Consider the following 23,190-nt stretch of genomic DNA (forward strand, 5'->3'; position numbering starts at 1 on the left):
CGGGGTGTAAATGAGCATCTTGAGCCGATTTTTAACGCCGTATGGGCGAGCGCAGTACTTTTCAGACATTGCCTAATGAGCATAGTGGTCTTGACCAGGGGTGTCGGCAAGAAATCAAAGGTCACACGCTCAGACAAGCCGGCGCAGGGCGAAGTCAGCGATGGCGGTATCCTGCACACCGGTCCCGGTAAGATCGCAAACCGTGATGGTCGCCGGCGACAACCGCAGCCTCAGGCCCTGAGCCACTACCGAGCCAAGTTCGAAGACCTTGAAGGGCAGCTCGCCACCTTCTCCACCATCCGCGAATGCCTTGAGCTCACCGTTCTTGACACTCTGGGGGCGGCTATCGCAGACAAACGCATCGGCGCGGGTCAACACGCTGGTCTCCAGCTCACGCTTGTGCGGGCTATCAGACCCCATGGCGGTGACGTGCACGCCCTCGGGAAGGTCCGCCGCGGTAAGAATCGTTGTCTGTGACGAGGTAGCGGTCACGATGATATCGGCCTTTGCGCAGGCAGCCCGGACACTGTCATGCACCGTCACCGAAAGCCCCTTGGCGCGTAGCCGCTCAGCGTATTCCTGCGCCGCCTCTGAGCGACGCGCCCAGACATCGACTGCCTCGATATCCCGCACCAATCGCAGCGCCTCGACCTGGCGTTCGGCCTGCTCGCCGGCCCCCAGCACTGTCACGCGACGGCTGTCCTCACGGGACAGATGCTTGGCGGCAATAGCGCCAGCCAGGGCGGTGCGCAGCATGGTCAGGTAGCCCTCATCGAAGAGCACCGCCTCGACCAGGCCCGTCTGTGCCGAGAACACCATCATCAGGCCGTTGAGGCTCGCGAGCCCTTGCTTGGGGTTATCAAAGAACCCCGGACTGACCTTGATCGCGAAGCGGGAAAAGCCGCGAATATGCGCGGTCTTGACGTCGACTTCGCCATTGGCCTCTTCGATGGACATGGAGAGAACTGGCGGCTGTACCGCCTCACCACGCCCTAGCGCCGCGAAGCCTGCCTCCACGGCGGCCAGTGCATCCTGATCAAGCGTCACGGCCTCGCTGATCGCCGCCCGGTGGAAAAGCTGCACCCAAGCCTCCTGATGAATCAGTGTGATTGCTCAGCGTGCTACGAGACGCCGGGCGTGATCAAGCGTCTCGAGGGATACGCCATTGCCGGAGACAATCAGCGCAACCGTCTGCCCTCGAATGTCGATGTTGTGCTCCGCGATTGCCGCCAGCCCCACAACCGCCGCCCCTTCGACCAGCATTTTTTCATTCTCGAGCATGTCGACCATGGCGTGGGCGATGGCGGTCTCCGAGACCTGATAATGATCGTCCATCACCTCATCGACCAAGGCATAGCTGCAGCGGTTCTTAAGCCCGATGCCCCCACCCAGGGAGTCAGCCAGGCTTTCTGTTTCTTCGACCATTACCGGATGGCCGGCCTCGAGGCTCTTCCACATCGCCGCCCCGCGACTGAGGCTGACCCCGGTGAGCTGCGCCTCGGGGCGAATGGCCTTCATGGCTGCACCGATACCGCCAAGCAGGCCACCGCCTGAGAGCCCGACAAAGACCCGATCAAGTGCTGGCGTATCTTCCATGAGTTCAAGGCCGATGGTGCCCTGGCCGGCGGCGATCAGGGGATCATCGAAGGGGGGAATCAGGGTCATGCCCTCCTCGGCGACCAGGCGTGCCACCTCCTCGAAGGCCTCATCCTGGCTGGCCCCGACACTCGTGACGCGGGCACCCAGGGCCTCGATGGCGGCGACCTTGTTGGCCGGCACCAGCGTCGACAGGCAGATGGTCGCCGGCACCCCGAGGCGGGCGGCGGCGAACGCCACCGCCCGGCCGTGGTTGCCGGTGGAGGCGGTGGTGACACCACGCGCCAGGGCCTCGCGGCCATGGCGTTCAATCAGCGCGGCGATCATGTTGGTGGCCCCGCGCAGCTTGAAGGCCCCGGTGGGTTGGCAGGTTTCGAGCTTGAGCAGCACCTCGGCATCGAAGCGTTGCGAAAGCGCCGCTGAGCGCACCAGCGGTGAACGTACCACCTGGCCGGCAATGCGCTTACGGGCTCGGTAAAGCTCGGCCAGGGTGACGCCATGAAGGGAGCGAGACATGGGGCCTTTCTCCGAAATGAGTGACAGGGCCATCGCCGGGGCTAACACGAGAGCGAACCCCCGTGCCATCAGCAACGCTAGCATCTGATCGCTCGGGCCAGAACCAGACGCGCCGCCCTTATGGGCGGCGCATCTGGCTTGCTGTCAGCGCTTAGCTGTCAGGGCAAGCGAGCCACTCGCTGCCGGCAGCGCTCAGCGCAGGTCACCCGACTTGGTGAGCTCATCGGTCACCTTGTCCACGGCACGCTTGGTACGGGCGATGATCTCATCGACCTGCTCACGGCTGGCGATCAGCGGTGGCGCGAAACCGAGGATGTCGCCTTGGGGCATGGCCCGCGCGATCAGGTTCTCTTCTAGCGCCGCTGCTGCGATGCGCGGGCCGACCTTGAGACCTGGATCAAAGTGGACGCGCCTGGCCGGGTCGGCGGAGAACTCCAGCGAGGCCAGCATGCCCACACCACGTGCCTGCCCGACGATCGGATGGTCGCCGAAGGTGGCCTGCATCTGCTGCTGCAGGTAGGCGCCCGTCTCGGCGGCGTTGGCGGTGAGGCCCTCGCGCTCGATGATCGCCAGGTTGGCCAGGCCCGCCGCACAGCCCAGCGCATGGCCGGAGTAGGTCCAGCCATGGCCGATCGGGCCGTACTCGCCGGCCCCCTGCTCCAGCACCCGCCACACCCGGTCGCCGACGATCACCCCGGACAGCGGCTGGTAGGCACTGGTCAGGCCCTTGGCCACGGTGATCAGGTCCGGCTTGATGTCGTAATGATGGCTGCCGAAGTTGCTGCCGATACGGCCGAAACCGCATACCACTTCATCGGCGATCAGCAGCACATCGTACTTATCGAGCACCGCCTGGATCGCTGCCCAGTAGCCTTCCGGCGGCGGCACGATGCCGCCGGTACCAAGCACCGGCTCGCCGATGAAGGCCGCCACGGTGTCGGGGCCTTCATCGAGAATCATCTCCTCGAGCCGGGTCGCGCAGTAGGCCGAGAACTCCTGCTCGGTCATGCCTTCCTGCTCGGCGGCGCGATGGTAATAGTACGGCGCCTCGGTGTGGCGGATGGTATCGATCGGCAGATCGAAGTGATCGTGAAACGCCTTCAGGCCGGTCAATGAGCCGGAGGCGATACCTGAGCCGTGATAACCACGCATCCGTGAAATGACTTTCTTCTTCTGCGGCCGGCCGAGCACATTGTTGTAATAGCGCACCAGCTTGAGCTGAGTCTCGTTGGCGTCACTGCCAGACATGCCGTAATAGACCTTGGACATGCCAGGGCCGGCCAGTTCGAGGATCTTCTCGGACAGTGCGACCTGCACCTCGTTGGAGTGCCCCACATAGGTGTGATAGTAGGACATCTTCAGGGCCTGCTCGTAGATGGCATCTGCCACCTCGGTACGCCCATAACCGATGTTGACGCAGTACAGGCCGGCAAAGCCGTCGATGAACTCACGGCCGTCCATGTCGACGATGTTGATGCCCTGACCGCCGGTAATGACCCGGCCCGGCGCATCACCATGGGCGAAGTCACGCAGGTGGGTGGACGCATGGAAGGTAACCTTGCGGTCGCGGTCAATCAGCGCCTGATGGGGACTCATGTCTCTCTCCTGATACTCCCCGGCATGAAGGGAGGGTTTTAGTGTTGCCTTGTTCTGGAATAGGGGCTGGACTAGGTGTACTGGACTAGGTGTGCTGCATTAGGCGGGTAAGGTGGGCGCAAACACGCCATGACCCCCTCCCTGGGGGCTCGGCTTTTTCATCCCTGAAAAAGACGGTTCGCTTGGCACCTTGCCGCGCTGCCTGGGCGATATCAGCTGCCGGAAACAGATCCCAGCGCGCCGAGGCAGTAGTACTTGGTTTCCAGATACTCATCGATGCCGCTAACGCCGCCTTCACGCCCCAGGCCAGACTGCTTGACGCCCCCGAAGGGAACCGGCGGACCGGTCATCTTGACCGAATTGACCGAGACCATGCCGAACTCCAGCGCGCGCAGCAGTTTCCAGATACGACGGATGTCGTGAGTGTAGACGTAGGCGGCAAGGCCGTATTCGGTATCATTGGCCATGGCAATGGCTTCATCATCATCGCGATAAGCGGTGATGCCTGCCACAGGAGCAAAGTTCTCTTCCCGCCAGATTTGCATCTCGCGGGTCACACCGGTCAGCAGCACAGGCATGAAGAAGTTGGGTCCCGGCGCCGCCGACTGATCGCCGGCCACCAGCGTCGCGCCCTGGGAGATGGCATCATCGACAATGCTCGACGCCTTCTCGACCGCCTGGGCATGGATCAGCGGACCGAGATCGACCTCGCTATGAAGGCCGTTGCCGACAGTCAGCGCTGCCATGCGCTCGGCGAAATGCTCGACGAAGGCATCATGGATCGACTCGTGTACCAGAATGCGGTTGGCGGCCAGGCAGTCCTGACCGGCGGTCTGGAACTTGGCGGACACGGCCGACAGGGCGGCCTCACGCGGATCCATGTCCGGCCCGACGATAAAGGGCGCATTACCGCCAAGCTCCAGCGAAACCCGCTTGACGGTGCCAGCACACTGTTCAAGCAGCAGCCGCCCCACCCGGGTGGAACCGGTGAAGGACAGTGCCTTGACGCGCTCCTCCTTGCAAAGGATCGAGGACACCTCGGCAGCCTCGCCCAGCACCACATTGAAGACGCCGGCCGGAATACTGGCTCGCTCGGCCAGTTCAGCCAGGGCCAGCGCCGAGAACGGTGTCTCGCCCGCAGGCTTGACAATCACCGGGCAGCCAGCCGCCATGGCGGCGCCGGCCTTGCGCGTGATCATCGCCAACGGGAAATTCCAGGGGGTAATCAGGGCCGCGATACCGATGGGTTCCTTGAGCGTGCCCAGTGCCGCGTTAGGGATATGACTGGGGATGGTCTCACCAAAGGTACGCTTGGCCTGCTCGGCAAACCACTTGATGAAGCTGGCGCCGTACTCCACCTCGCCCCGGGCATCCGGCAGCGGCTTGCCCTGTTCCAGGGACATCAGGATGGCCAGGTCTTCACGGTGTGCCTGGATAAGGTCATACCAGGCCAGCAGCCGCTCGGCGCGCTCATCGACCCGCAGCGCACGCCACTGAACATACGCCCGGTCGGCGGCATCCACTGCGCTATGAATCTGATCCGCTTCCAGCCAGGGAATATGGCCCAAGACTTCGCCAGTGGCCGGGTCGGTCACGGCTTCCTCACGGCCCGCATCGCCATGGGTCCATCTGCCGTCGACATAGGCATACTGACGAAAGAGACGCGGATCCTCGAGTCGCTGAGTTACCGTCTTGGACACTTTCATGAAACACCTCCTGGAAAAGCAGCGCCAATGGCGCTCACGCTTGCAATAGGCTCCAACGGCAATGGCCGTCTGATACCTACAGGATAAAACGTTCAGGAAGATGAGACTTTTTGTTCGGCCGCTGTCAGTTACCTGTTTTTTTCGTGTTATGGCCCAAAGGACCAGAATCTTCTGCTTCCGAGACGAGGGAGCAGAAAGGCCATCATCTATGGGCCAGAAACGCCATCGCCCCGACCGAATGGCCGGGGCGATAGCGTTGCATGCGCTGCGAACTACAAGGCCCGCGTCAATCGGCACCCTCGGAGGTCGCCAACAGAGCGTCTTCGGTAAAGACGATCAGCCCCAGTTCAGGACGATAGCCGTGTATCTCGGTGACATCTAGCGCCTGCAGGAAATACAGGATTTCCTCGCTAACCACCTGACCTGGCACGAGAACCGGGAAGCCCGGTGGATAGGGAATCACGAAACTGGCCGATACAACGTCACGGCCCTCCATGATGGCTCGCTGCAGTTCGCCATTATCGAAGCGCAGGTACTCGGTGTTTTCCTCGTCGTAGCTGAGGAAGTAGGCCCGACGAATATCCCCATCGGGTGTGCCATCGGACACATGCGGCCTGAAGGCATCATGGAAGCGACTGAAGTCCGGCAGCGGCGGCAGATCATGCAGGAGCGACTTGACCTGATGTTCGATGATCTTGCGTTCGGGACGGCTGCTTTCTTCCCAGCGCCGATCGAAGGACTTGGCCAGCTTGATCAGCACGTCCAGCAGGTAAGCAATCGCCCCGCGCGTCGTACCGATATTGGTCATGAACAGCACAGTATTGCGCGAGGTCTTGTTGATCTGAATACCGTACTGGTTCATCAGGTAGTCGTTCTTGAAGGCATCACCATCGATACCCGTCTTGCCGATCGATATGGTGATGCGCGTCGGGTCCACCACGAACTCGTCCTGGGCCCAGGCCTCCTCCATCTTGTTCCAGCCGGCATTGGGATCATAGTAGGTCTCTACCCCTGACTGGCGGAACTCTGCCGGCACCAGATCGCTGTTCTTGAGTACCTCGAAGTACTTGTTCAACAGCGGATTGGTATAAAGCTGCTCGCGGAGCGAAAGCGCCGCTTCGACCTGGGAGTGCACCAGCTCGAAGCCTTCCATCTCGGCCTGCATCCGCCCCACATCGAGCGATGCCAGAATCTGATAGTTCGGCGATGTCGAGGTATGGGTCATGTAGGCTTCATGGAAAGGCGCCTCGACCTTCTGGCGGAAATCCTGATCGTAGACATGAATCATCGAGCCTTGGCGCAATGAGGTCAGGGTCTTGTGGGTCGAGTGGGTAGCATAGGTGCGAACCCGCACTACCTCGGGATCCGGCATCAGTGGGCGTTCGAGCCAGGTGGCGTCATCATCGGGATCGAGCTGATCGAAGTCGGCCTTCCAGGCGGCATACTCTGCGGCGTACTCCTCGCTTTGGTAGCGGTCGCGAAGGTGGCGCGCGGCATGCATGGCCGTGCGTGGCCGATAGGTCGGGTTGAAAGTAGCAAAGGCAAACCAGGCTTCATCCCAGAGGAAGACCAGGTCCGGCTTGATGGCCAGGCACTCTTCCATGACTCGGCGAACGTTGTAGACCACCCCATCGAAGGTACAGTTGGTCAATAGCAGCATCTTGACCTTGTGAAGCTGGCCAGAACGCTTGTATTCCAACAGTGTCTTCTTGATCTCGCGCAGCGGAACGGCGCCATACATCGAATAATCGTTAAGCGGATAGGAATCCAGATAGGCCACATGGGCACCGCTCAACACCATGCCGTAATGGTGAGACTTGTGGCAGTCACGATCGACCAGCACGATGTCGCGGGGCTTGATCAGCGCCTGGACCACAATCTTGTTGGCCGTTGAGGTGCCGTTGGTGACGAAGAAGCTCTGGCGAGAGCCGAAAGCGCGCGCCGCATACTCCTGCGCTTTCTTGATCGGCCCATAAGGCTGCAGCAGGGAATCCAGGCCGCCTGAAGTTGCCGAGGTCTCGGCCAGGAAAATATTGATGCCGTAGAAGTCGATCATCTGCCCCGCCCAGTGCGAGCGAGTGATCGATTTGCCCCGGGAAATCGGCATGGCGTGGAAAACGCCGGTCGGCTTGCGACTATACTCACGCAGCGCGTCGAAGAAGGGCGTGCGGAAGCGGTTATCGATGGCACGCAGGATGGTGTGATGCTGCTCGATATAATCCGTTTCGCGATAGAAGATCCGGTTGAAGTGACGGATATCCTTGCTCGCCGTCACCTCGACATCACCACTGGTCACCAGGAACTGGTCGATCTCAGGACGAATCTCGCGAACCATCGAACTCAGCAGGATACTGCGCTCTGCCTCGGACTTGTTCTCGAGTTCAACCTCGGAGAGTCCCTCGAGATAGTTGCGCAGCGCGCTCAAGTTGTACTTCGACTTGTAGGGAAATTCGTAACGAATCAGGCAAGCCTGGATGTTCGGGTTGACCAGGATCGCGATCAGCGCATCCTCGAAGCTTCGCACCGTCACTACATCGTAGACAAACTTGTCCTCGGGGCGGCGCAGGTTATGAAACGCCTCACGTACCACCTCCTCTTCCTGAAGCGACATGGCATCGACGATCAGCACTTCGAAATAGGGCTGAGAGGAGCTGTTCGATGTCGGGTGACCACGGCGCAGCTGCGCCAGGGCATCTGACGTCTCGAGATCCTCTGCATCGGCATCCGTTTCGCTGAGGTCGACTTGGCGCCGGCGGTAGGACTCGCTGATCAAGGCGCGTACCAGACGCTTGACCACCTTCTCGAGAAGTGAGTACTCCTGGCGGTTGAACAGGTGCCAGAGGTGGCGGAAATCTTCCTTCGAGGGGAAAGCGTGGTAGTCCTCGATGATCTCAAGCCGGGTCAACTTGATGTCGACAGCCTTGACCAGATTACGGGCTTGAGCATCGTCCTTCAGATGAATCAGCTTGCCAAGATCTCGCTTGAGTGCGTTCCAGGTATCGGCACGCAACTGAGAGATCTTGTGGTAGAACCCCAGGGCCGTATAAGGCGTGTCTGTTCCAGTCGTCTCGCTCATGTGCTTCCCCAGCAGTGCTGCTTGTCATTATTGCAACTGCCACGGGCATCCTGCCCGCATGCAGCCGAATCCCCGGACTAGCCGGCGCCGTGTTGCCGAAGCCCGTAGTGAATGGTGAAACTGGTTTCGGGAAAATGCGCGAAGCTCAAATTGACCTCGTGTTCCGGCCAGTGAAACTGCACGCGCCCCTGAAGAGGCCGGTAAACCGATGTATAGACGGTACCAAGCCCTCGCCGATGATCAGTACGATACAGTGGCGGGGCGAAGAATGCCGAGATCAGACGTTCCTCGGTGGTGGCATCATCATCGACCAGAATCGACAGTTGGCGCTCGCGAATCAGGGTTTCCGACGCCAGCGCATGGGCATACCACTCAATCTTCTTCTGATGATTGGTCGCCACCGGCACACGCTTGATGGTGGCCTTGCGATCCGGCGCAATCATCGCCGTCACATAACGTCCCTGGGCATCATTGACGGTAATGTTGTAAGCCATGTGCGTCGGCACTCGGGCAAGCACCTCGGCCGCTTCTGGCGTGGTATCGCAGAACTCCAGTATGTAGCGCAGGATGATCGGCGCACCGAAACCTTCGCCAACCACGGTTCGCCCACCAAAAGCCAGGGAAACCGCCAGACCGCTGTCGTTCATGCCATCAAGCACTCCCCACAGACAATCTGTCATGGCGATGACCTGACGACCATTCCAACACGAAGACAGGATAGTGCCTTCACACAGTTCGGTCGGGTAATCGTAGTTGCGCACCAGCACATTGCTGTTGCCATTGGCCAGCACCGCCTGTGAGCATCCGGTGATGTAGGCCGGTGGACGGTAGAGACTCAACATGCGTGACGACAGATCACCACCACCGGCCAGCGCACAGAGGCGCTCATAGGTCGGCAGCAGTTCAGGCATGTGGCGACGCAGCGCATTGAAGCCGGCCAGGTACCCTGGCCGCTCACGCTCGCCTTCGGACAGGAACCAGCGCTCATAGGCCGACCAGTGCAGCTCGAACAACGATTGCCACTTCTCGCCGGCCTCGGGCTCATGGACGGTGCGAAAGACCAGGTGCTTGACTTCGTCAGCCCCCCACTCGCGTCCGTACCGTCCCATTGCGGTATTTTTCATCAAAGAATCTTGAAGTTGCCGCCACCGACCGCATGACTGACGGCCACCTGCTCTACCACAGGATCCTGCAGTGACTGGCCGGCATACTGGCCACGAATGCCGTCGATCCAGGCCTTGGCACGCTCGGTCAGCTGGAAGTCATCATCCATCAGGCGGCCTCGGGTGATCAGGATGCCGAGATCTGCGCCCTCGTAGCGGAAATCGCCCACACCACTGATGCGCATGAAGAAGGCTTCCTGCTCGCTCTCGGCAGCATGCGGGTGGGAGTCATAGTGATCGAAGGCGATGTTACCGTCTTCGCCCATGCGCCAGACACCAGACTGCGGTGCCTGGGTAAGCAGGTCCACGGTTTCATCGGTGTGCTTGATGACCAGCTGGCTCCAGCTGTCGATGCTGTCCGGGTGTGCCCAGCGATCGTTGACAGCGTCGATATCAATGTCGAAGTCTTGGTCCGAGAACTCAAGCAGGTGGAACAGGAAAAGCGGCACATCTGAATGAGCGAAGGCAGCCACGTTGGTCAACGAGCTGGCACCGGTGACGCGCGGATTGAGTTCGCCGAGATAGACTTCATTGGTGTCTATATCGATCAGGAAATCGAGCTCGAAGTAGCCGCGATAGCCCTCTTCGCTCAGCGCTTCACCAAACTTGTTGGTGTATTCCTGTGCCTTGTCACGCACTTCTTGGGTGAAGGCGCCCGCGAACATTTCGTTGCCGCACCAGCCGCCCTTGTAAGGCGTCAGGGTCTTGAAGCCGACCAGTTCGGTCATCAGCGGTCCCACCACCGTACCGCAACGCGTCGCGCAGGCCTCAATCGCCGAACCACGGCAGTTGATGCGCTTCATGATCTTGACCTCTTCTTCGGCCTCGATCTCTTCGGCGTGGCGGTAATATTCATCTTCATTCGAGACGAAGAAGGTGGTGTGGCCGGAGTCACCATACGCCGACTGGATAACCAGATCGGTCGTACCCAACTCCTCGCAGATTTCCATCAAGTGCTGATAGCTGTCGACCTTGGCAAGCACGTTGGGCACGCTGGGCACACCGGCCTTGTTGCCGATGCGCACCGTTTCAATCTTGTTATCCATGCGTGAACGCAGCTTGGCCGGCGGAAAGGCGACCCTCAGCCCCAGCTGTTCACAGATCTCTTCGGTATGCTCGTCGAACATCAGGAAGGCAGCCACCCCCTTCTCGCCTCGAGAGCGGACATAGTCAATGACTTCCTTATGTTCGAGCAGATAATTGTTGATGTCCTCAATGCTCTCGAAGTCGCGGGGAAACTTCTCCTTGGGCACGAAGACGTTCTTCTGTTTGTCATCAAAGCAGTTGATGTAGTTGATATGGCGGAAGTTCCCCACCCAGTCGCCGATCCCCAGCAGGTTGAAGTTGGTCGCCGAAATGAAGTAGACCGGCTCCTTGTTGTTATGAAAGAAACGGCGTACGTCGGAGATGCTGGTCAATTTTTTTGTCATCGAATTGGCTCCAGTTGGGTGACGTTCCTGTGATGCTTTCGAGGCGGGGATTGAAGCGCCGCCATCCGGGGCGGCGCTGCTGTGACTCATCAGGCGAGAAAACAGACGCCGTAAACCTTGCATGAGATGGGTTACCACCACGAACTCCTTTTCAGTGCTCACCGCCCGTTAGCAGACAGCGATCAATATGGCTCGATATCCCGACGCGCAGGCTTCACGAGCGGGCCTAGTGTGTCGAGGAAGGGGAAGGAGCCGACTTCGCTCCGATACAGCGACAGATCCACCTGGCGGTCGCGGAAGCTCTTCAGTGGCTGGCCAAGCCCACGAAGCCCCGCCTCGCGCTCACGACGCACGCGTGAGACATCAATTTCGATCGGCATGATTTCTTCGCCGATACCCGCCTGGTGAATAACATCCCCGGACGGTCCGACCACGATAGAGCGGCCATTACCTAGTGCGCCGGCCCCGTTGATATCGAAGAAGTAGCACTGGTTGACCGCTGCATTGGTACGCGCGATCGACAACTCGATATCACGGTCGATGGTATCGGTCATGGTCGGGTGCAGAATGACCTCGGCCCCCATGGCGGCGAGCGTCCGCGTCGTTTCCGGGAACCACATGTCGTAACAAATCGAAACGCCGAAACGTCCGATATTGGGCACGTCGAAAACCACGAACTCGGTACCGCTTTCGACGCCAGTCTCGTAAGGGCGGAAGGGGAACATCTTGCGGAAACGATTGACCACCTGCCCCTGCGGATTGATCACGCTCAGGGTATTGTAGACGCTCTCACCGGCCTGCTCGAACATCGAGCCTGGAATCAGCCACAGGCGATGTTTCTCGGCAAGCTCACAGAACATGGCCTCGGTAGCGCTGGGCATGGGCTGAGCATTCAGCGTAGAAGCGCCGTGAGCCATCAGTTCGCTGAAGACCACCATTTGCACATGGGGAAAGCGCGACACCAGCGTCTCAATGCGAGCACGCATGGCTTGAGTGTTGTCACCGTGGTGGTGCGCCTGGAGCTGCACACCTGCAATCGTGAAGTAAGACATGTAAACCTCTTCGCTGCGATAGCCTAAAAAACGATTGGCTGCCTCATGCACCAATCACCCTCGTTGTAGGCGATATCGCCAAACTGCTTGCTACCAGACCAGCTTATGTCAGATTGGCTTTGAGTGGAATCCACGAGATTTACACGGGCACAATTTAATCTAACGCAAGCTCCATCGGCGGGGCGACATGCTTGACGGTCTTGGTGACGATATAGGTGAAATAGCGCTGGATACCGATTTCCGACATCAACCAGCCGTCGATCAGTCGCTGATAGGCATCGATGGATTGTGTTTCGACCTTGATCAGGTAATCGACTCCCCCGCCCACGGCCACGCACTCGGTCACCTCAGGCGTGGCCATGACCTCAGCCTCGAAACGCTGAAAATCGCCTGCATGATGTGACTTGAGCTCGATCTGTACCCAGACCGGTGTGCGGTGCACCACCATGCGGGAGTTGATACGCGCACTATATCCTTCGATGACCCCCGCCTTCTCGAGTCGCCGCACACGCTCCCAACAAGGACTGACCGAGAGATTGATGGCCTCGGCCAGGCGCGACTTGGTAATACGCCCGTCATTAGCCAGAATCTCGAGAATCTTCAGATCATAGCGATCGAGCTTCATCGTGGGCTCATCCGTCCAAAGCGTCGACAACGTCGGCGATGACAGCGATGGTATCGCCCATGCCCACCTGAGCCGGGAAGCGTCGCGCCACCAGGAGACCACTGCGACCGGCGCGATACTCAACCGGCGCGGTGCCAGTGCGGCTCATGTCATAGACCCTCGCCATCACGTCACCCTTGGTGACCGTTTCGCCCAGTGCCACCGTCAGCTCAAGCAACCCCTGGTGTTCGCTCTGCACATAGCAGGACGCATCCGGCATATCGACATAGACCTGTGGCCCGGCGGGGCCTTCGAGCTCGCCATCAATCAAGCCATAGTGGATCAGGAAGTTGTTGACCCCGCGTTCGGCGATTCTTAAACGCTCGGGCGTCGTGGTGCCGCCACCGCCCAGTTCGGTCGCCACGAAGACCTTGCCCTGTCGCTCTACGGCCGTATCGAAAAGCTTCTCGGCATCAAGCTCGAACATCATCATCGCGGTGGGTGCCCCAAAGGCTTTGGCCCCCTCCAGCGCTCGATGCTGCAAGTCCGAATCATCGAGCTGGTGAGAGGCCGCAAAGGGCACAATATCCAGTGTGCGCCCACCCGAGTGAAGGTCCAGCACCACATCACACAGCGGTACCAGATAGCGAGTGAAATAATCGGCGATCTGTTCGGTCACACTGCCGTCCGGATTACCCGGAAAGCTGCGATTGAGGTTGCCACTATCCATCGGCGACGTCCGCCTGCCCGCCTGAACAGCAGGCGTATTCATCATCGGCACGATGATGACCCGACCATGCACCTGTTCGGCGGAAAGATCATTGGCCAGCTTCATCAGCGCCGTGATGCCCTCATACTCATCACCATGATTACCGCCGGTCAGCAGTGCCGTGGGGCCCTCGCCATGCTTGATCACGGTGATCGGTATCATCACCGCCCCCCAGGCCGACTCGTCATTGGAGATCGGCAGTTTGAGAAAACCGTGCTGAACGCCATCGGCGTCGAAGTCGACCGTCGCGGAAATGGGGCTCGGCCGAATTCGGCTGGCAGACATGCTCATGAAGGTCTCCTTATTTAACGAACAGCTGGCGCGGGAAGTCGGCCAGCGTTTCGCAACCTGTATCGGTGATCAGAATGCTTTCGGTGATTTCCAGCCCCCAATCTTCATCCCACATACCCGGCATGAAGTGAAAGGTCATGCCCGGCTGGAGGATGGTCTCGTCCGAGGGGCGCAGACTCATGGTGCGCTCCCCCCAGTCAGGTGGATAGCTGATGCCGATGGGATAGCCACAACGGGCGCCGCCGCGGTCGAAGCCATACTTATCCATGGCCGCCCCCAGCGCCATGGCGATGTCCGCGCAGCGGTTACCGGGCTTGGCGACCTCCAGGCCATTTTCAATGCCCTCGAGCAAGGCCGACTCGGCGCGGATAAAGTCCCGTGGCGGCGTGCCCAGGTAAATGGTGCGCGACATCGGCGCGTGATAACGCTTGAAGACACCGGCAATCTCGAAGAAGGTGCCCTCACCTGTGAGAAAGGGGGTATCGTCCCAGGTCAGATGCGGTGCAGCGGCATCGCTGCCCGTGGGAAGCATCGGCACGATGGCGGGATAGTCACCGCCGAAGATCTTGCCCTGATCATCACGCCAGCCTTCGATACCGACCCGGTAGATCTCCGAAACCAGCTTGCTCTTTGGCAGCCCTGGCTCAATCATCTCGAGAATACGCGTGTGCATGCCTTCGACGATTTTCCCCGCCACACGCATGTACTCGACTTCTTGCGGCGATTTGATCGCCCGGCACCAGTTGACCAGGACATTGGCATCGATAAAGCGGGCGTAAGGCAACTCTCGCACCAGGCACTGATAGGCCTTGGCCGAGAAGTAATAGTTGTCCATCTCCATGCCTACCACGCCCTTATGCCAGCCGTAATACGGCAGGATAGTCTGGGCCAGATAGTCCATGGGATGCATATCCGGATTCTGAACATAGTAATCCGGATAGTAGGTAATGTTTTCTGGATCTATCCAGCAGGTCCGCAGGGCGCCGTTGGCATCCATCCGCCGACCGTACCAGACCGGCTCGCCTTCGAGTCCCACCAGCACGCACTGATGCACATAAAATGACCAGCCATCGTAGCCGGTCAGCCAGGCCATATTCGAGGGATCACTGACGATTATTACGTCGATACCACGGCTGGCCATCTCGACGCGCACCTTCCACAGCCGGCTTGCGTACTCCTCACGGGTGAAAGGCAGAGATACCTGAATCATGGGCCATTCGCCATTAAAGAATCACCAAAACCGGCCTTGGAGTCCAAGCCCGGGACCATACGGCGTGTCATCGCCACCACATGCAGCTACTTCGAAGAAACGGCGATTGCCTTGAACTGCGCGACACTTAATTATGACAATATTTGGTCATTGACCTAGTGCTGATACTAGCACCGGCGTCGAGCCCTCCGTCAAAGGCTTTATGGCCTTTTCTCGCCGACTATTAAAAGTACCCTCTCCTCTCACCAGAACTATTCCAAGGGAGCCAACTGCCATGCAGATCCTGATTCACGCAGCCGATGCCAAGCAGTGGCAAACCGCCATCGCCAGTGCCCTGCCAACGGCCAAGGTAATGACCAGCAACGCCGCCTTGGAAGACCGTCAGAACGCCGACTACCTTGTCGCCTGGCAGCCACCCAGCTGGCTTTTCGAGGAGCAGACAGGGCTCAAGGGCATCATCAACCTTGGTGCAGGCGTCGACTCCCTGCTCAACAACCCTTCCCTTCCGGCGGGAATCCCTATCGTCAAGCTGCGAGATGCCGGAATGGCCGGACCGATGATCGACTATGTCCGTTATGCCGTACTGCACTTCCAGCGAGACTTTGACTGTTACGCTCGCCAGCAGAGACGGTTCCAATGGCAGGAGCAGCCGCTGGTACCCAAAGAGGAGTGGGGCATTGGCGTACTGGGACTCGGCGCTATCGGCGCGCGCGTGGCGCAAGCACTGTCAGACGATGGCTTCCCCGTCCACGGCTGGAGCCGCAGCCCCAAGACATTGGACGGCGTCACCTGCCATCACGGCGAGTCAGGTCTCACCGCGCTGCTCGGCCAGGTCAAGAGCCTGGTGACACTGCTGCCGAACACCCAGGCAACCCGCCAGATCATCAATGCAGAGACACTGGCTGCCCTGCCCGTCGGCGCCAGCCTGATCAATCCCGGACGCGGAAGCCTGATCGATGAAGCCGCGCTGCTTGAGGCGCTGGGGATGGCCGAGGGAGAAGAGAGTGTCGACAAGACAGATGGCGAAGGCAGAGGGCGACTGCGAGGTGCGGTGCTTGACGCGTTTGACACCGAGCCATTGCCTGCAGACAACCCGCTTTGGGGGCACCCGCGAGTATTGATAACGCCGCACATGGCCGCCCCCACGCCCCGTCATGCCGCTCTTGATCAGGTCATTGAGACCTTGAAAGCGTGGCAGGCTGGCGAACACGTACCCAGTGTTGACCCCGCCGCCGGATACTAACGTCAATCGACGGCCACCCCCGGCGCCATTCAGCCTCAAACTGCATCGAGAAAAGAAGCAACATCGAGAAAGGAAACACCAGACAGGTGCTCTTGATTGCCCGCCAAACGGCAAAGGCCTGAAAGAACATGTCGGCTCAAGGATCAGTGCAGCGCACGGTCAAACAGGATGGCTTCGAAGTGCTCCATGGGCGTTACCGACTTGAGGGTCTTCGCCCGCAACAAGGCACCCTGCCAGCCACTCAGGATAAAACTCGCCAGGGCCTCGGTGTCGGTATCCGGGGCAAGCTCCCCTAAGGTTCGAGCATCATCCAGACAGTGCGCGAAGCGTCGCTCCCACTCACGAAGGATGCCGTCAAGCCGCTCGCGAAACAGGGCGTTGCGCGCCGATAGCTCTTGACCGAGATTCCCGATCAAACAACCACGACTGTGATCACAACCGGCCATCTCGGCACGCCCGGCGGCAAAGAAGCGTCGCAGCCGGTCCAATGGAAGACAGTCGTCTTCAAGCAATGCGTCGAGGCGCTGCTCATAGGCCTGAGCAAAGGCCTCGATCACGGCCAGCCCGAAATCTTCCTTGCTGGCGAAATAGTGATAGAAGGACCCCTTGGGCACCGCCGACGCCTTGAGGACGGCATTGATGCCAGTGGCATGGTAGCCCTGCTCGGCAATCAGTTCGGCACCGACCTGAATCAAGGTGTCGCGGGTGGTGGCATGCTTGGTGGTCATCGACGGGACCATCATGAAAGGGTGAAACATCAGAAGCAGACAGCGCTGAAAGGCTGATGAACACCATCATACGCAAGGCATCGGGGAGTGCGAAGCAACGGCGAGGTGCACCGGCAAGACCTGACACTTGATCAGAAAAGTGGCAATGATGACGGGCTCAATGATCAAGGTGCCGGGTCAGACGCCTGGCGACGTCTGACCCTATCAGCGGACATGCTCCTCTCAGGGTGTGGTCATGACCGACTGTTTTTACTCTTGTTGTTACTCTTGCGCTTGTTGTTACAAGAGGGCATTAAACTGCTTGAGCCATTCCGGGTGCGCTGGCCAGGCGGGTGCGGTAACCAGCTTGCCGCAGGTGATGGCATCGGTCACCGCGATATCGGCGAAGTCGCCACCCGCCAGCTGGACCTCAGGTGCACATGCCGGATAAGCGGAGACACGGCGCTTGTCGAGAGACACCGCGGCCGCCAACAGCTGCGCCCCGTGGCAGATCGCTGCGACCGGCTTGTCGGTATCGAAGAAGTGACGGACCATCTCCAGTACCCGCTCATCGAGGCGCAGATACTCGGGCGCCCGACCACCGGGCACCACCAGGCCATCGTAGTCGGCGGGATCGACCTCGGAGAAGGTCGCGTTAAGCCCGAAATTATGCCCCGGCTTCTCGGTGTAGGTCTGGTCTCCCTCGAAATCGTGAATGGCCGTCTTGACGCTATCGCCCTCACGCCTGTCCGGGCACACCGCATCCACCTGATGGCCCATGGCCTGCAGGGCCTGGAAGGGCACCATGATCTCGTAGTCCTCGACGAAGTCGCCGGCAATCAACAATAGCTTGGCCATCGAAACATCCTCTTGTCCATAAGTGACGGAGCATCACGACCTCGACGGATCGCGACGCCATAGCGGTTGCTCTAGCAGGTTAGCGCGCAATATCTGGCAACGATAGCCGCGGAACCTTTCCTCCTGCCACTTATCACAATCAAGGTGATAGGCGTCCCCCTTCGACACGCAGGCTCGGGAGCAATACCGATGACACTTGCTTTACTCAGGTGCAAGCGACGCCCGACAGCCCTGCTGCCAAGTCTCGTCCTTGCCCTTATCATCACCTCTGCCATGTCCTTCAGCGCCTGGGCGACCGGTACACCCTCATCGCCGCGCGCCTTCGACGCCATCTACCGACTGGAAATAGAGGGCTGGCCAGATGCCAACATCAACCACACGCTCAAACGCCGGGGTGATGCCTGGATCAGCGAAATGCGTGCCGCCATCGCCGTGGCCAACGGCTGGGAACGCAGTCGCTTCACGATCGATGAGAACGGAGTGAATAGTAGCGACTACGCCAGTGGCTACTCGCTGCTGGGCATTGGCGAGGATTACCACATGGGCCAGGGCGAACTCGATCGCTGGCCCGACCGCCAGGCCGCATTGTTCCAGCTATCGCAACAGGCCGACCAGGTCGCCTGCCGGCATCCCCAGGTAGCGCCCTGCACCCTGACCTACACCAACTACAAGGGCGAGGAAGAAACCTTTCTCTACCGCCGGCTCGACACCAGCACCCTTGAACTCACCGTCGGCAGCTTCCCTGCCGTGACCATTTCGCTGTGGCGTGGCGAGCATCCCGATCGCGACCTTCGACTGACCTTCACTCCTGAGGTACCGGGCTTACTGCTGGCGGCCGACTATTTCAAGGACGGTAAACGCACGAGCCGTCTGAGCCTGAGGAGCCTGCACGTCAATGACCTCGCCAGTACCGACTGACAGCGGATGATGGCCATGCAGCGACTGTCAAAGGGGCTAGACGCCATAGGCAAACGCGCTCCGGCAGCTCTCCATCATCTTTGTTGATAGCCTATCAGTGAAAATCATTTCTCCTCATATAAGAGTCTCGTTAAAGTGGCGCCTTCCAGTCGCCGCGTCGGCGACCCCGTATGCATGGAGTCTCGATGCTGTCCGGCCTGCTGATCGTATTGCTGCCCCTTATCCTCGGCTACCTGGTGCCGCTGACCCATAAAGGCCTGCTGGCGGGGGTCAATCGCGCCGTGAATGCTGCCATCTACGTCATCCTGCTGCTGATGGGGATGGGCCTCGCTGGCCTGGATAACTTGAGTGGACAGCTTTCGCGCCTGGGCGGCCAGACCCTGCTGCTGTTTCTGATCACCGCTGCCTGCAACCTGCCCGCCTTATGGTGGCTGTCGCGTCGCAGCGCCCTGCATACAAGCGGCGCACCGGTAGTAAAGAACGCCCCTACCAGCAAGCTTGCCGCCATGGGCGGCTCACTATCGCTGGTTGCTGTGGTAGTGGCGGGCGTTGTGCTGGGCTTGATCGGCAAGGCGTTAGCCATAGAGGGCCTGCATAGCGGCGCCGAAACCTTGGCCGAGTGGGTGCTCTACCTGCTGCTGGCGCTGATCGGCTGCCAGCTTCGCAACTCCGGTATGTCGCTACGCCAGATCTTGCTGAACCGTCACGGCCTGGCGATCGCCGCCACGGTGGTGGCGAGCTCGCTGGTCGCCGGTTTGATCGCCGCTCCTCTGATGTCGCTTGAATGGAATGAAGGCCTGGCCATGGCCGCCGGCTTTGGCTGGTACTCGCTGTCCGGCATCCTGATCGGCGATCAGCTGGGTCCGCTGATGGGTGGGGTCGCCTTCTTCAATGACCTGGCCCGGGAATTGATGGCCTTCATCCTGATCCCTCTGGTGATTCACCGCGCCACGCCACTGGCCATCGGCTATGGAGGAGCCACCTCGATGGACTTCACCCTGCCGGTCATCCAGCAGCATGGCGGCGTGACCTGCGTGCCCATCGCCGTGGTCAGCGGCTTCATTCTCTCGCTGCTTTCCCCGCCGCTGATTCTTTTCCTGTTGTCGCTCTAATCTAGCCTTCGTTACACCACTTCCCGCCTGCGGCGGGCCCATGAGGCCCGCACGCCTGACTAAGACCAAAGTATAAACACCCAAAGTCTAGGTTGATGGCAGTAGGTGCCAGAGCTAGTGTTCACACACCACGCAACTTAAACGATTAAGTTTTGCCTGATGCCTCAACCGACCTTGATGCTCACCAAGGGTCGCTCGCCCACCCACAACAAGAACACGACGAGGAATGCCTGATGATCAAGAAGCTGATACCTGCCATCGCCCTGGCAAGCATTACCGGCACTATCGCCACTCAAGCCCAGGCCGCTGAACTGACGATTTCCTGCGGTGCCGTCGGTGCAGAGCTGGCCCTGTGTGAAGAAGGCGTGAAGGCCTGGGAAAACAAGACCGGCCATAGCGTCAACATCGTCTCGACCCCCAACTCCTCCACCGAAAGGCTGTCGCTCTACCAGCAGATCCTCTCCGCTCAATCAAGCGACATCGATGTCATGCAGATCGATGTGGTCTGGCCGGGCCTGCTGGCCAACCATCTGCTCGACCTCAAGGAGACACTCGGCGCGGATGCCGCCGAGGGCCACTTCGAGACCATCGTCGCCAATAACACCATCGACGAACGCCTGGTGGCCATGCCCTGGTTCACCGACGCCGGCGTCCTCTACTACCGCAAGGACCTACTTGCGCAGTATGGCCATGAGGCTCCCGAGACTTGGGAAGAGATGACCGCCATCGCCGAGGAGATTCAGGCCGCCGAGCGCGCCGCCGGCAATGACAGGATGTGGGGCTACGTCTTCCAGGGCCGCGCCTACGAGGGCCTGACCTGCAACGCGCTCGAGTGGGTGGCGAGTCACGGCGGCGGCACCATCGTCGATACCGACGGCGAGATTACCATCGATAACGCCAAAGCCGCCGAGGCCCTCGACCTGGCCGCAAGCTGGATCGGCAACATCTCGCCGAAAGGCGCACTCAACTACACCGAAGAAGAAGCCCGCGGCGTCTTCCAGTCCGGCAATGCCGTCTTCATGCGTAACTGGCCCTACGCCTGGTCGCTGGCCCAGAGCGAGGACAGCGACGTCCGCGACCAGGTCGGCGTGGTCAAGCTGCCTCATGGGCCTGAAGGCGAGAGCGCCGCGACGCTGGGCGGATGGAACCTGGCGGTTTCCAGGTACACCGAGTCACCGGACGTCGCCGCCGATCTGGTGGCCTTCCTGACCGGCGAAGCCGAGCAGAAGCGTCGCGCTATCCAGGGCGCCTATAACCCGACCATCGCCAGCCTCTATGACGACGAGGAAGTACTGGCGGCCGTGCCCTTCTTCGGCACGCTCTACGACACCTTCACCAATGCCGTCGCCCGACCCTCCGCCCCCACCGGCGACAACTACGGGCGGGTCAGCAACAGCTTCTTCAATGCCGCGCATAGCGTGCTGTCCGGCAACCAGACCGGTGCCGAAGCGGTGTCCCAGCTGGACAGCGAACTGTCACGCATCAAGCGTCGTCGCTGGTAACCGGAGGTCGTCATGTCCACTCCTGCAACCGAAAGCGCCTCCCAAGCGGGGGCGCACGCTATCAAGGCAGGCTACCGGGGCACCAAGGTCCGTCGACAGCGCGTGCGCGCCGCCTGGCTATTCCTGATCCCGATGCTGATCACGCTAGCGCTTGTGGCCGGCTGGCCACTGGCGCGGACCTTCTACTTCAGTTTCACCGACGCCTCGCTGTCGGATACCGCCGGTGCCGCCTGGATCGGCATCGAGAACTACCTGGTCTTCGATGACGGCAACTGGTACGGCATCCTCACCGACCCCGTGTGGTGGCAATCGGTGTGGAACACGCTGTTCTTCTCGGTGGTATCGGTATCCCTTGAAGTGGTGTTCGGCATTATCGTCGCCCTGCTGCTCAATGCCGAGTTCAAGGGCCGCATGCTGGTGCGCGCCGCGGTGCTGATTCCCTGGGCCATCCCGACCATCGTCTCGGCCAAGATGTGGGCCTGGATGCTCAACGACCAGTTCGGGATCATCAACCACCTGCTGATGACCCTGGGCCTGATCGATGCCCCCCTGGCATGGACCGCCGATGCCAGCCTCTCGATGTGGGCCGTGATCATGGTCGACGTCTGGAAGACCATTCCCTTCGTCGCCCTGCTGGTGCTGGCGGCCCTGCAGATGCTGCCCAAGGACTGCTACGAGGCTGCCGAGGTCGATGGCATCCACCCGGTCAAGGTGTTCTTCCGCGTCACCCTGCCGTTGATCACCCCGGCCCTGCTGGTCGCCGTGATCTTCCGCCTGCTCGATGCCCTGCGCGTATTCGACGTCATCTATGTGCTGACCTCGAACTCCACCAACACCATGACCATGTCGATCTATGCCCGCCAGCAACTGGTCGAGTTTCAGGACGTGGGCTATGGCAGCGCCGCCTCGACCCTGTTGTTCCTGATCATCGCGCTGGTCACCGTTCTCTATCTATACCTGGGCCGCCGCCAGCTGGGAGTCGACGAATGAACCGTTATCAGCAGATAAAGCTCGCCAAACAGGTCGGCAAGTGGGCCCTGATCGCGGTGATCATGGTCTACGCCATCTTCCCCTTCTATTACGCGGTGATTACCTCGCTGAAGCCCTCGAGCGAGCTGTTTCAGGTCGATTACTGGCTGTCCTCGGTGGACTTCAGTAACTACCGACAGATCTTCTCCCAGGACAGCTTCGTGCAGGCCATCGGCAACTCGATCCTGGTCGCCATCAGCGTGGTGTTCATCGCCCTGCTGCTGGGCGTCACCGCCTCCTACGCACTGGGCCGGGTACGCTTTCGCGGCCGCACCACGGTGATGCTGGTGGTGCTCGGCGTGTCGATGTTCCCGCAGGTGGCGGTACTCTCGGGCCTGTTCGAAGTCATCCGCACCCTGAACCTCTACAACAGCCCCGGTGGCCTGATACTGAGTTACACCATCTTCACCCTGCCGTTTACCGTCTGGGTGCTGACCACCTTCATGCGTCAGCTGCCGATGGAGCTCGAGGAGGCTGCCATCATGGACGGCGCCACGCCCTGGGTGACCCTCACCAAGGTATTCCTGCCACTGATGTGGCCGGCCATGGCGACCACCGGGCTGCTGGCCTTCATCGCCGCCTGGAACGAGTTCCTGTTCGCCCTGACCTTCACGCTCACCGACAGCCAGCGCACCGTGCCGGTCGCCATCGCGCTGATCTCCGGCGGTAGCCAGCACGAGCTGCCCTGGGGGCCGATCATGGCCGCCTCGGTCACCGTCACCGTGCCGCTGGTCATCCTGGTGATGATCTTCCAGCGCCGCATCGTCTCTGGTCTCACCGCCGGCGCCGTCAAGGGATAACACTCATGTCAT

19 protein-coding genes are annotated in these 23,190 nt (G+C 60.3%); 6 read left to right on the forward strand and 13 right to left on the reverse strand.

Going from position 1 to position 23,190, the window contains the following annotated elements:
• Positions 1-129 precede the first annotated feature (129 nt).
• The 11 genes from HF027_RS00290 to doeA form a co-directional block, all read right to left on the reverse strand.
• A complete protein-coding gene (locus HF027_RS00290) occupies positions 130-1,083 on the reverse strand; it encodes a cyclodeaminase (protein WP_168011823.1) in 954 nt (317 codons plus the stop codon).
• A 30-nt stretch (positions 1,084-1,113) separates the two neighbouring features.
• A complete protein-coding gene (gene eutB / locus HF027_RS00295; protein WP_168011824.1) occupies positions 1,114-2,112 on the reverse strand; it encodes a hydroxyectoine utilization dehydratase EutB in 999 nt (332 codons plus the stop codon).
• Between the two features lie 192 nt (positions 2,113-2,304).
• Positions 2,305-3,708 (reverse strand): aminotransferase, encoded by a 1,404-nt coding sequence (locus HF027_RS00300; RefSeq protein WP_168011825.1) that lies wholly within the window; start codon positions 3,706-3,708, stop codon positions 2,305-2,307.
• 212 nt (positions 3,709-3,920) lie between these two features.
• Positions 3,921-5,414, reverse strand: a complete 1,494-nt coding sequence (locus HF027_RS00305) for an NAD-dependent succinate-semialdehyde dehydrogenase (protein WP_168011826.1) — start codon at positions 5,412-5,414, stop codon at positions 3,921-3,923.
• 286 nt (positions 5,415-5,700) lie between these two features.
• A complete protein-coding gene (locus HF027_RS00310; protein ID WP_168011827.1) occupies positions 5,701-8,490 on the reverse strand; it encodes an aminotransferase class I/II-fold pyridoxal phosphate-dependent enzyme in 2,790 nt (929 codons plus the stop codon).
• Between the two features lie 77 nt (positions 8,491-8,567).
• Positions 8,568-9,614, reverse strand: coding sequence for a C45 family autoproteolytic acyltransferase/hydrolase (locus HF027_RS00315; protein ID WP_245184376.1), 1,047 nt, complete (start codon positions 9,612-9,614; stop codon positions 8,568-8,570).
• The gene (locus tag HF027_RS00320) at positions 9,614-11,083 is read right to left on the reverse strand and encodes a biotin carboxylase (RefSeq protein WP_168011828.1); all 1,470 of its coding nucleotides are present in this window, start codon (positions 11,081-11,083) and stop codon (positions 9,614-9,616) included. Before HF027_RS00320 ends, HF027_RS00315 begins: the two co-directional genes overlap by 1 nt.
• Before the next feature lie 182 nt (positions 11,084-11,265).
• On the reverse strand, positions 11,266-12,135 hold the full coding sequence (locus HF027_RS00325) for a carbon-nitrogen hydrolase family protein (RefSeq protein WP_168011830.1): 870 nt from the start codon (positions 12,133-12,135) through the stop codon (positions 11,266-11,268).
• A 154-nt stretch (positions 12,136-12,289) separates the two neighbouring features.
• Positions 12,290-12,760, reverse strand: coding sequence for an Lrp/AsnC family transcriptional regulator (locus HF027_RS00330; protein ID WP_168011832.1), 471 nt, complete (start codon positions 12,758-12,760; stop codon positions 12,290-12,292).
• Positions 12,761-12,767: 7 nt separating this feature from the next.
• Positions 12,768-13,799, reverse strand: coding sequence for a N(2)-acetyl-L-2,4-diaminobutanoate deacetylase DoeB (gene doeB / locus HF027_RS00335; RefSeq protein WP_168011834.1), 1,032 nt, complete (start codon positions 13,797-13,799; stop codon positions 12,768-12,770).
• A 10-nt stretch (positions 13,800-13,809) separates the two neighbouring features.
• Positions 13,810-15,009, reverse strand: a complete 1,200-nt coding sequence (gene doeA, locus HF027_RS00340) for an ectoine hydrolase DoeA (protein WP_168011836.1) — start codon at positions 15,007-15,009, stop codon at positions 13,810-13,812.
• Positions 15,010-15,283: 274 nt separating this feature from the next.
• Between doeA and HF027_RS00345 the strand changes: the two genes are divergently transcribed.
• The gene (locus HF027_RS00345) at positions 15,284-16,252 is read left to right on the forward strand and encodes a 2-hydroxyacid dehydrogenase (RefSeq protein ID WP_168011838.1); all 969 of its coding nucleotides are present in this window, start codon (positions 15,284-15,286) and stop codon (positions 16,250-16,252) included.
• Positions 16,253-16,395: 143 nt separating this feature from the next.
• Here the strand turns inward: HF027_RS00345 and HF027_RS00350 are convergent, their stop codons facing one another.
• Both HF027_RS00350 and HF027_RS00355 read right to left on the reverse strand, forming a co-directional pair.
• The gene (locus HF027_RS00350; protein ID WP_168011840.1) at positions 16,396-16,980 is read right to left on the reverse strand and encodes a TetR/AcrR family transcriptional regulator; all 585 of its coding nucleotides are present in this window, start codon (positions 16,978-16,980) and stop codon (positions 16,396-16,398) included.
• Positions 16,981-17,259: 279 nt separating this feature from the next.
• Positions 17,260-17,817, reverse strand: a complete 558-nt coding sequence (locus HF027_RS00355) for a DJ-1/PfpI family protein (protein ID WP_168011842.1) — start codon at positions 17,815-17,817, stop codon at positions 17,260-17,262.
• 189 nt (positions 17,818-18,006) lie between these two features.
• Between HF027_RS00355 and HF027_RS00360 the strand changes: the two genes are divergently transcribed.
• The 5 genes from HF027_RS00360 to HF027_RS00380 all read left to right on the forward strand — a co-directional run bounded on the left by HF027_RS00360 (position 18,007) and on the right by HF027_RS00380 (position 23,178).
• Complete coding sequence (locus HF027_RS00360) at positions 18,007-18,735, forward strand: hypothetical protein (RefSeq protein ID WP_168011844.1); 729 nt, start codon at positions 18,007-18,009, stop codon at positions 18,733-18,735.
• 185 nt (positions 18,736-18,920) lie between these two features.
• Entirely contained in the window at positions 18,921-19,847 is a 927-nt protein-coding gene (locus HF027_RS00365; RefSeq protein ID WP_168012231.1) for a LysO family transporter, read from the forward strand.
• 236 nt (positions 19,848-20,083) lie between these two features.
• Positions 20,084-21,349 carry an ABC transporter substrate-binding protein gene (locus HF027_RS00370; protein WP_168012232.1) on the forward strand — a complete coding sequence of 422 codons (1,266 nt, stop codon included), beginning with the start codon at positions 20,084-20,086 and terminating at the stop codon, positions 21,347-21,349.
• A gap of 12 nt (positions 21,350-21,361) precedes the next feature.
• On the forward strand, positions 21,362-22,339 hold the full coding sequence (locus tag HF027_RS00375) for a carbohydrate ABC transporter permease (protein ID WP_168011846.1): 978 nt from the start codon (positions 21,362-21,364) through the stop codon (positions 22,337-22,339).
• The gene (locus HF027_RS00380; RefSeq protein WP_168011848.1) at positions 22,336-23,178 is read left to right on the forward strand and encodes a carbohydrate ABC transporter permease; all 843 of its coding nucleotides are present in this window, start codon (positions 22,336-22,338) and stop codon (positions 23,176-23,178) included. The genes HF027_RS00375 and HF027_RS00380 overlap by 4 nt, the downstream gene beginning before the upstream one ends.
• The last annotated feature ends 12 nt before the right edge of the window (positions 23,179-23,190 follow it).

The sequence above is a fragment of the Halomonas salinarum genome, assembly GCF_012062845.1.
Lineage (GTDB): Bacteria > Pseudomonadota > Gammaproteobacteria > Pseudomonadales > Halomonadaceae > Onishia > Onishia salinarum.

What these genes read in the sequence shown, in the direction of transcription:
- eutB (WP_168011824.1), bottom strand. Translation starts at nt 2,112, where the DNA reads ATGTCTCGCTCCCTTCATGGCGTCACCCTGGCCGAGCTTTACCGAGCC.
- HF027_RS00300 (WP_168011825.1), bottom strand. Translation starts at nt 3,708, where the DNA reads ATGAGTCCCCATCAGGCGCTGATTGACCGCGACCGCAAGGTTACCTTC.
- HF027_RS00305 (WP_168011826.1), bottom strand. Translation starts at nt 5,414, where the DNA reads ATGAAAGTGTCCAAGACGGTAACTCAGCGACTCGAGGATCCGCGTCTC.
- HF027_RS00310 (WP_168011827.1), bottom strand. Translation starts at nt 8,490, where the DNA reads ATGAGCGAGACGACTGGAACAGACACGCCTTATACGGCCCTGGGGTTC.
- HF027_RS00315 (WP_245184376.1), bottom strand. Translation starts at nt 9,614, where the DNA reads ATGAAAAATACCGCAATGGGACGGTACGGACGCGAGTGGGGGGCTGAC.
- HF027_RS00320 (WP_168011828.1), bottom strand. Translation starts at nt 11,083, where the DNA reads ATGACAAAAAAATTGACCAGCATCTCCGACGTACGCCGTTTCTTTCAT.
- HF027_RS00325 (WP_168011830.1), bottom strand. Translation starts at nt 12,135, where the DNA reads ATGTCTTACTTCACGATTGCAGGTGTGCAGCTCCAGGCGCACCACCAC.
- HF027_RS00330 (WP_168011832.1), bottom strand. Translation starts at nt 12,760, where the DNA reads ATGAAGCTCGATCGCTATGATCTGAAGATTCTCGAGATTCTGGCTAAT.
- doeB (WP_168011834.1), bottom strand. Translation starts at nt 13,799, where the DNA reads ATGAGCATGTCTGCCAGCCGAATTCGGCCGAGCCCCATTTCCGCGACG.
- doeA (WP_168011836.1), bottom strand. Translation starts at nt 15,009, where the DNA reads ATGATTCAGGTATCTCTGCCTTTCACCCGTGAGGAGTACGCAAGCCGG.
- HF027_RS00345 (WP_168011838.1), top strand. Translation starts at nt 15,284, where the DNA reads ATGCAGATCCTGATTCACGCAGCCGATGCCAAGCAGTGGCAAACCGCC.
- HF027_RS00350 (WP_168011840.1), bottom strand. Translation starts at nt 16,980, where the DNA reads ATGACCACCAAGCATGCCACCACCCGCGACACCTTGATTCAGGTCGGT.
- HF027_RS00355 (WP_168011842.1), bottom strand. Translation starts at nt 17,817, where the DNA reads ATGGCCAAGCTATTGTTGATTGCCGGCGACTTCGTCGAGGACTACGAG.
- HF027_RS00360 (WP_168011844.1), top strand. Translation starts at nt 18,007, where the DNA reads ATGACACTTGCTTTACTCAGGTGCAAGCGACGCCCGACAGCCCTGCTG.
- HF027_RS00365 (WP_168012231.1), top strand. Translation starts at nt 18,921, where the DNA reads ATGCTGTCCGGCCTGCTGATCGTATTGCTGCCCCTTATCCTCGGCTAC.
- HF027_RS00375 (WP_168011846.1), top strand. Translation starts at nt 21,362, where the DNA reads ATGTCCACTCCTGCAACCGAAAGCGCCTCCCAAGCGGGGGCGCACGCT.
- HF027_RS00380 (WP_168011848.1), top strand. Translation starts at nt 22,336, where the DNA reads ATGAACCGTTATCAGCAGATAAAGCTCGCCAAACAGGTCGGCAAGTGG.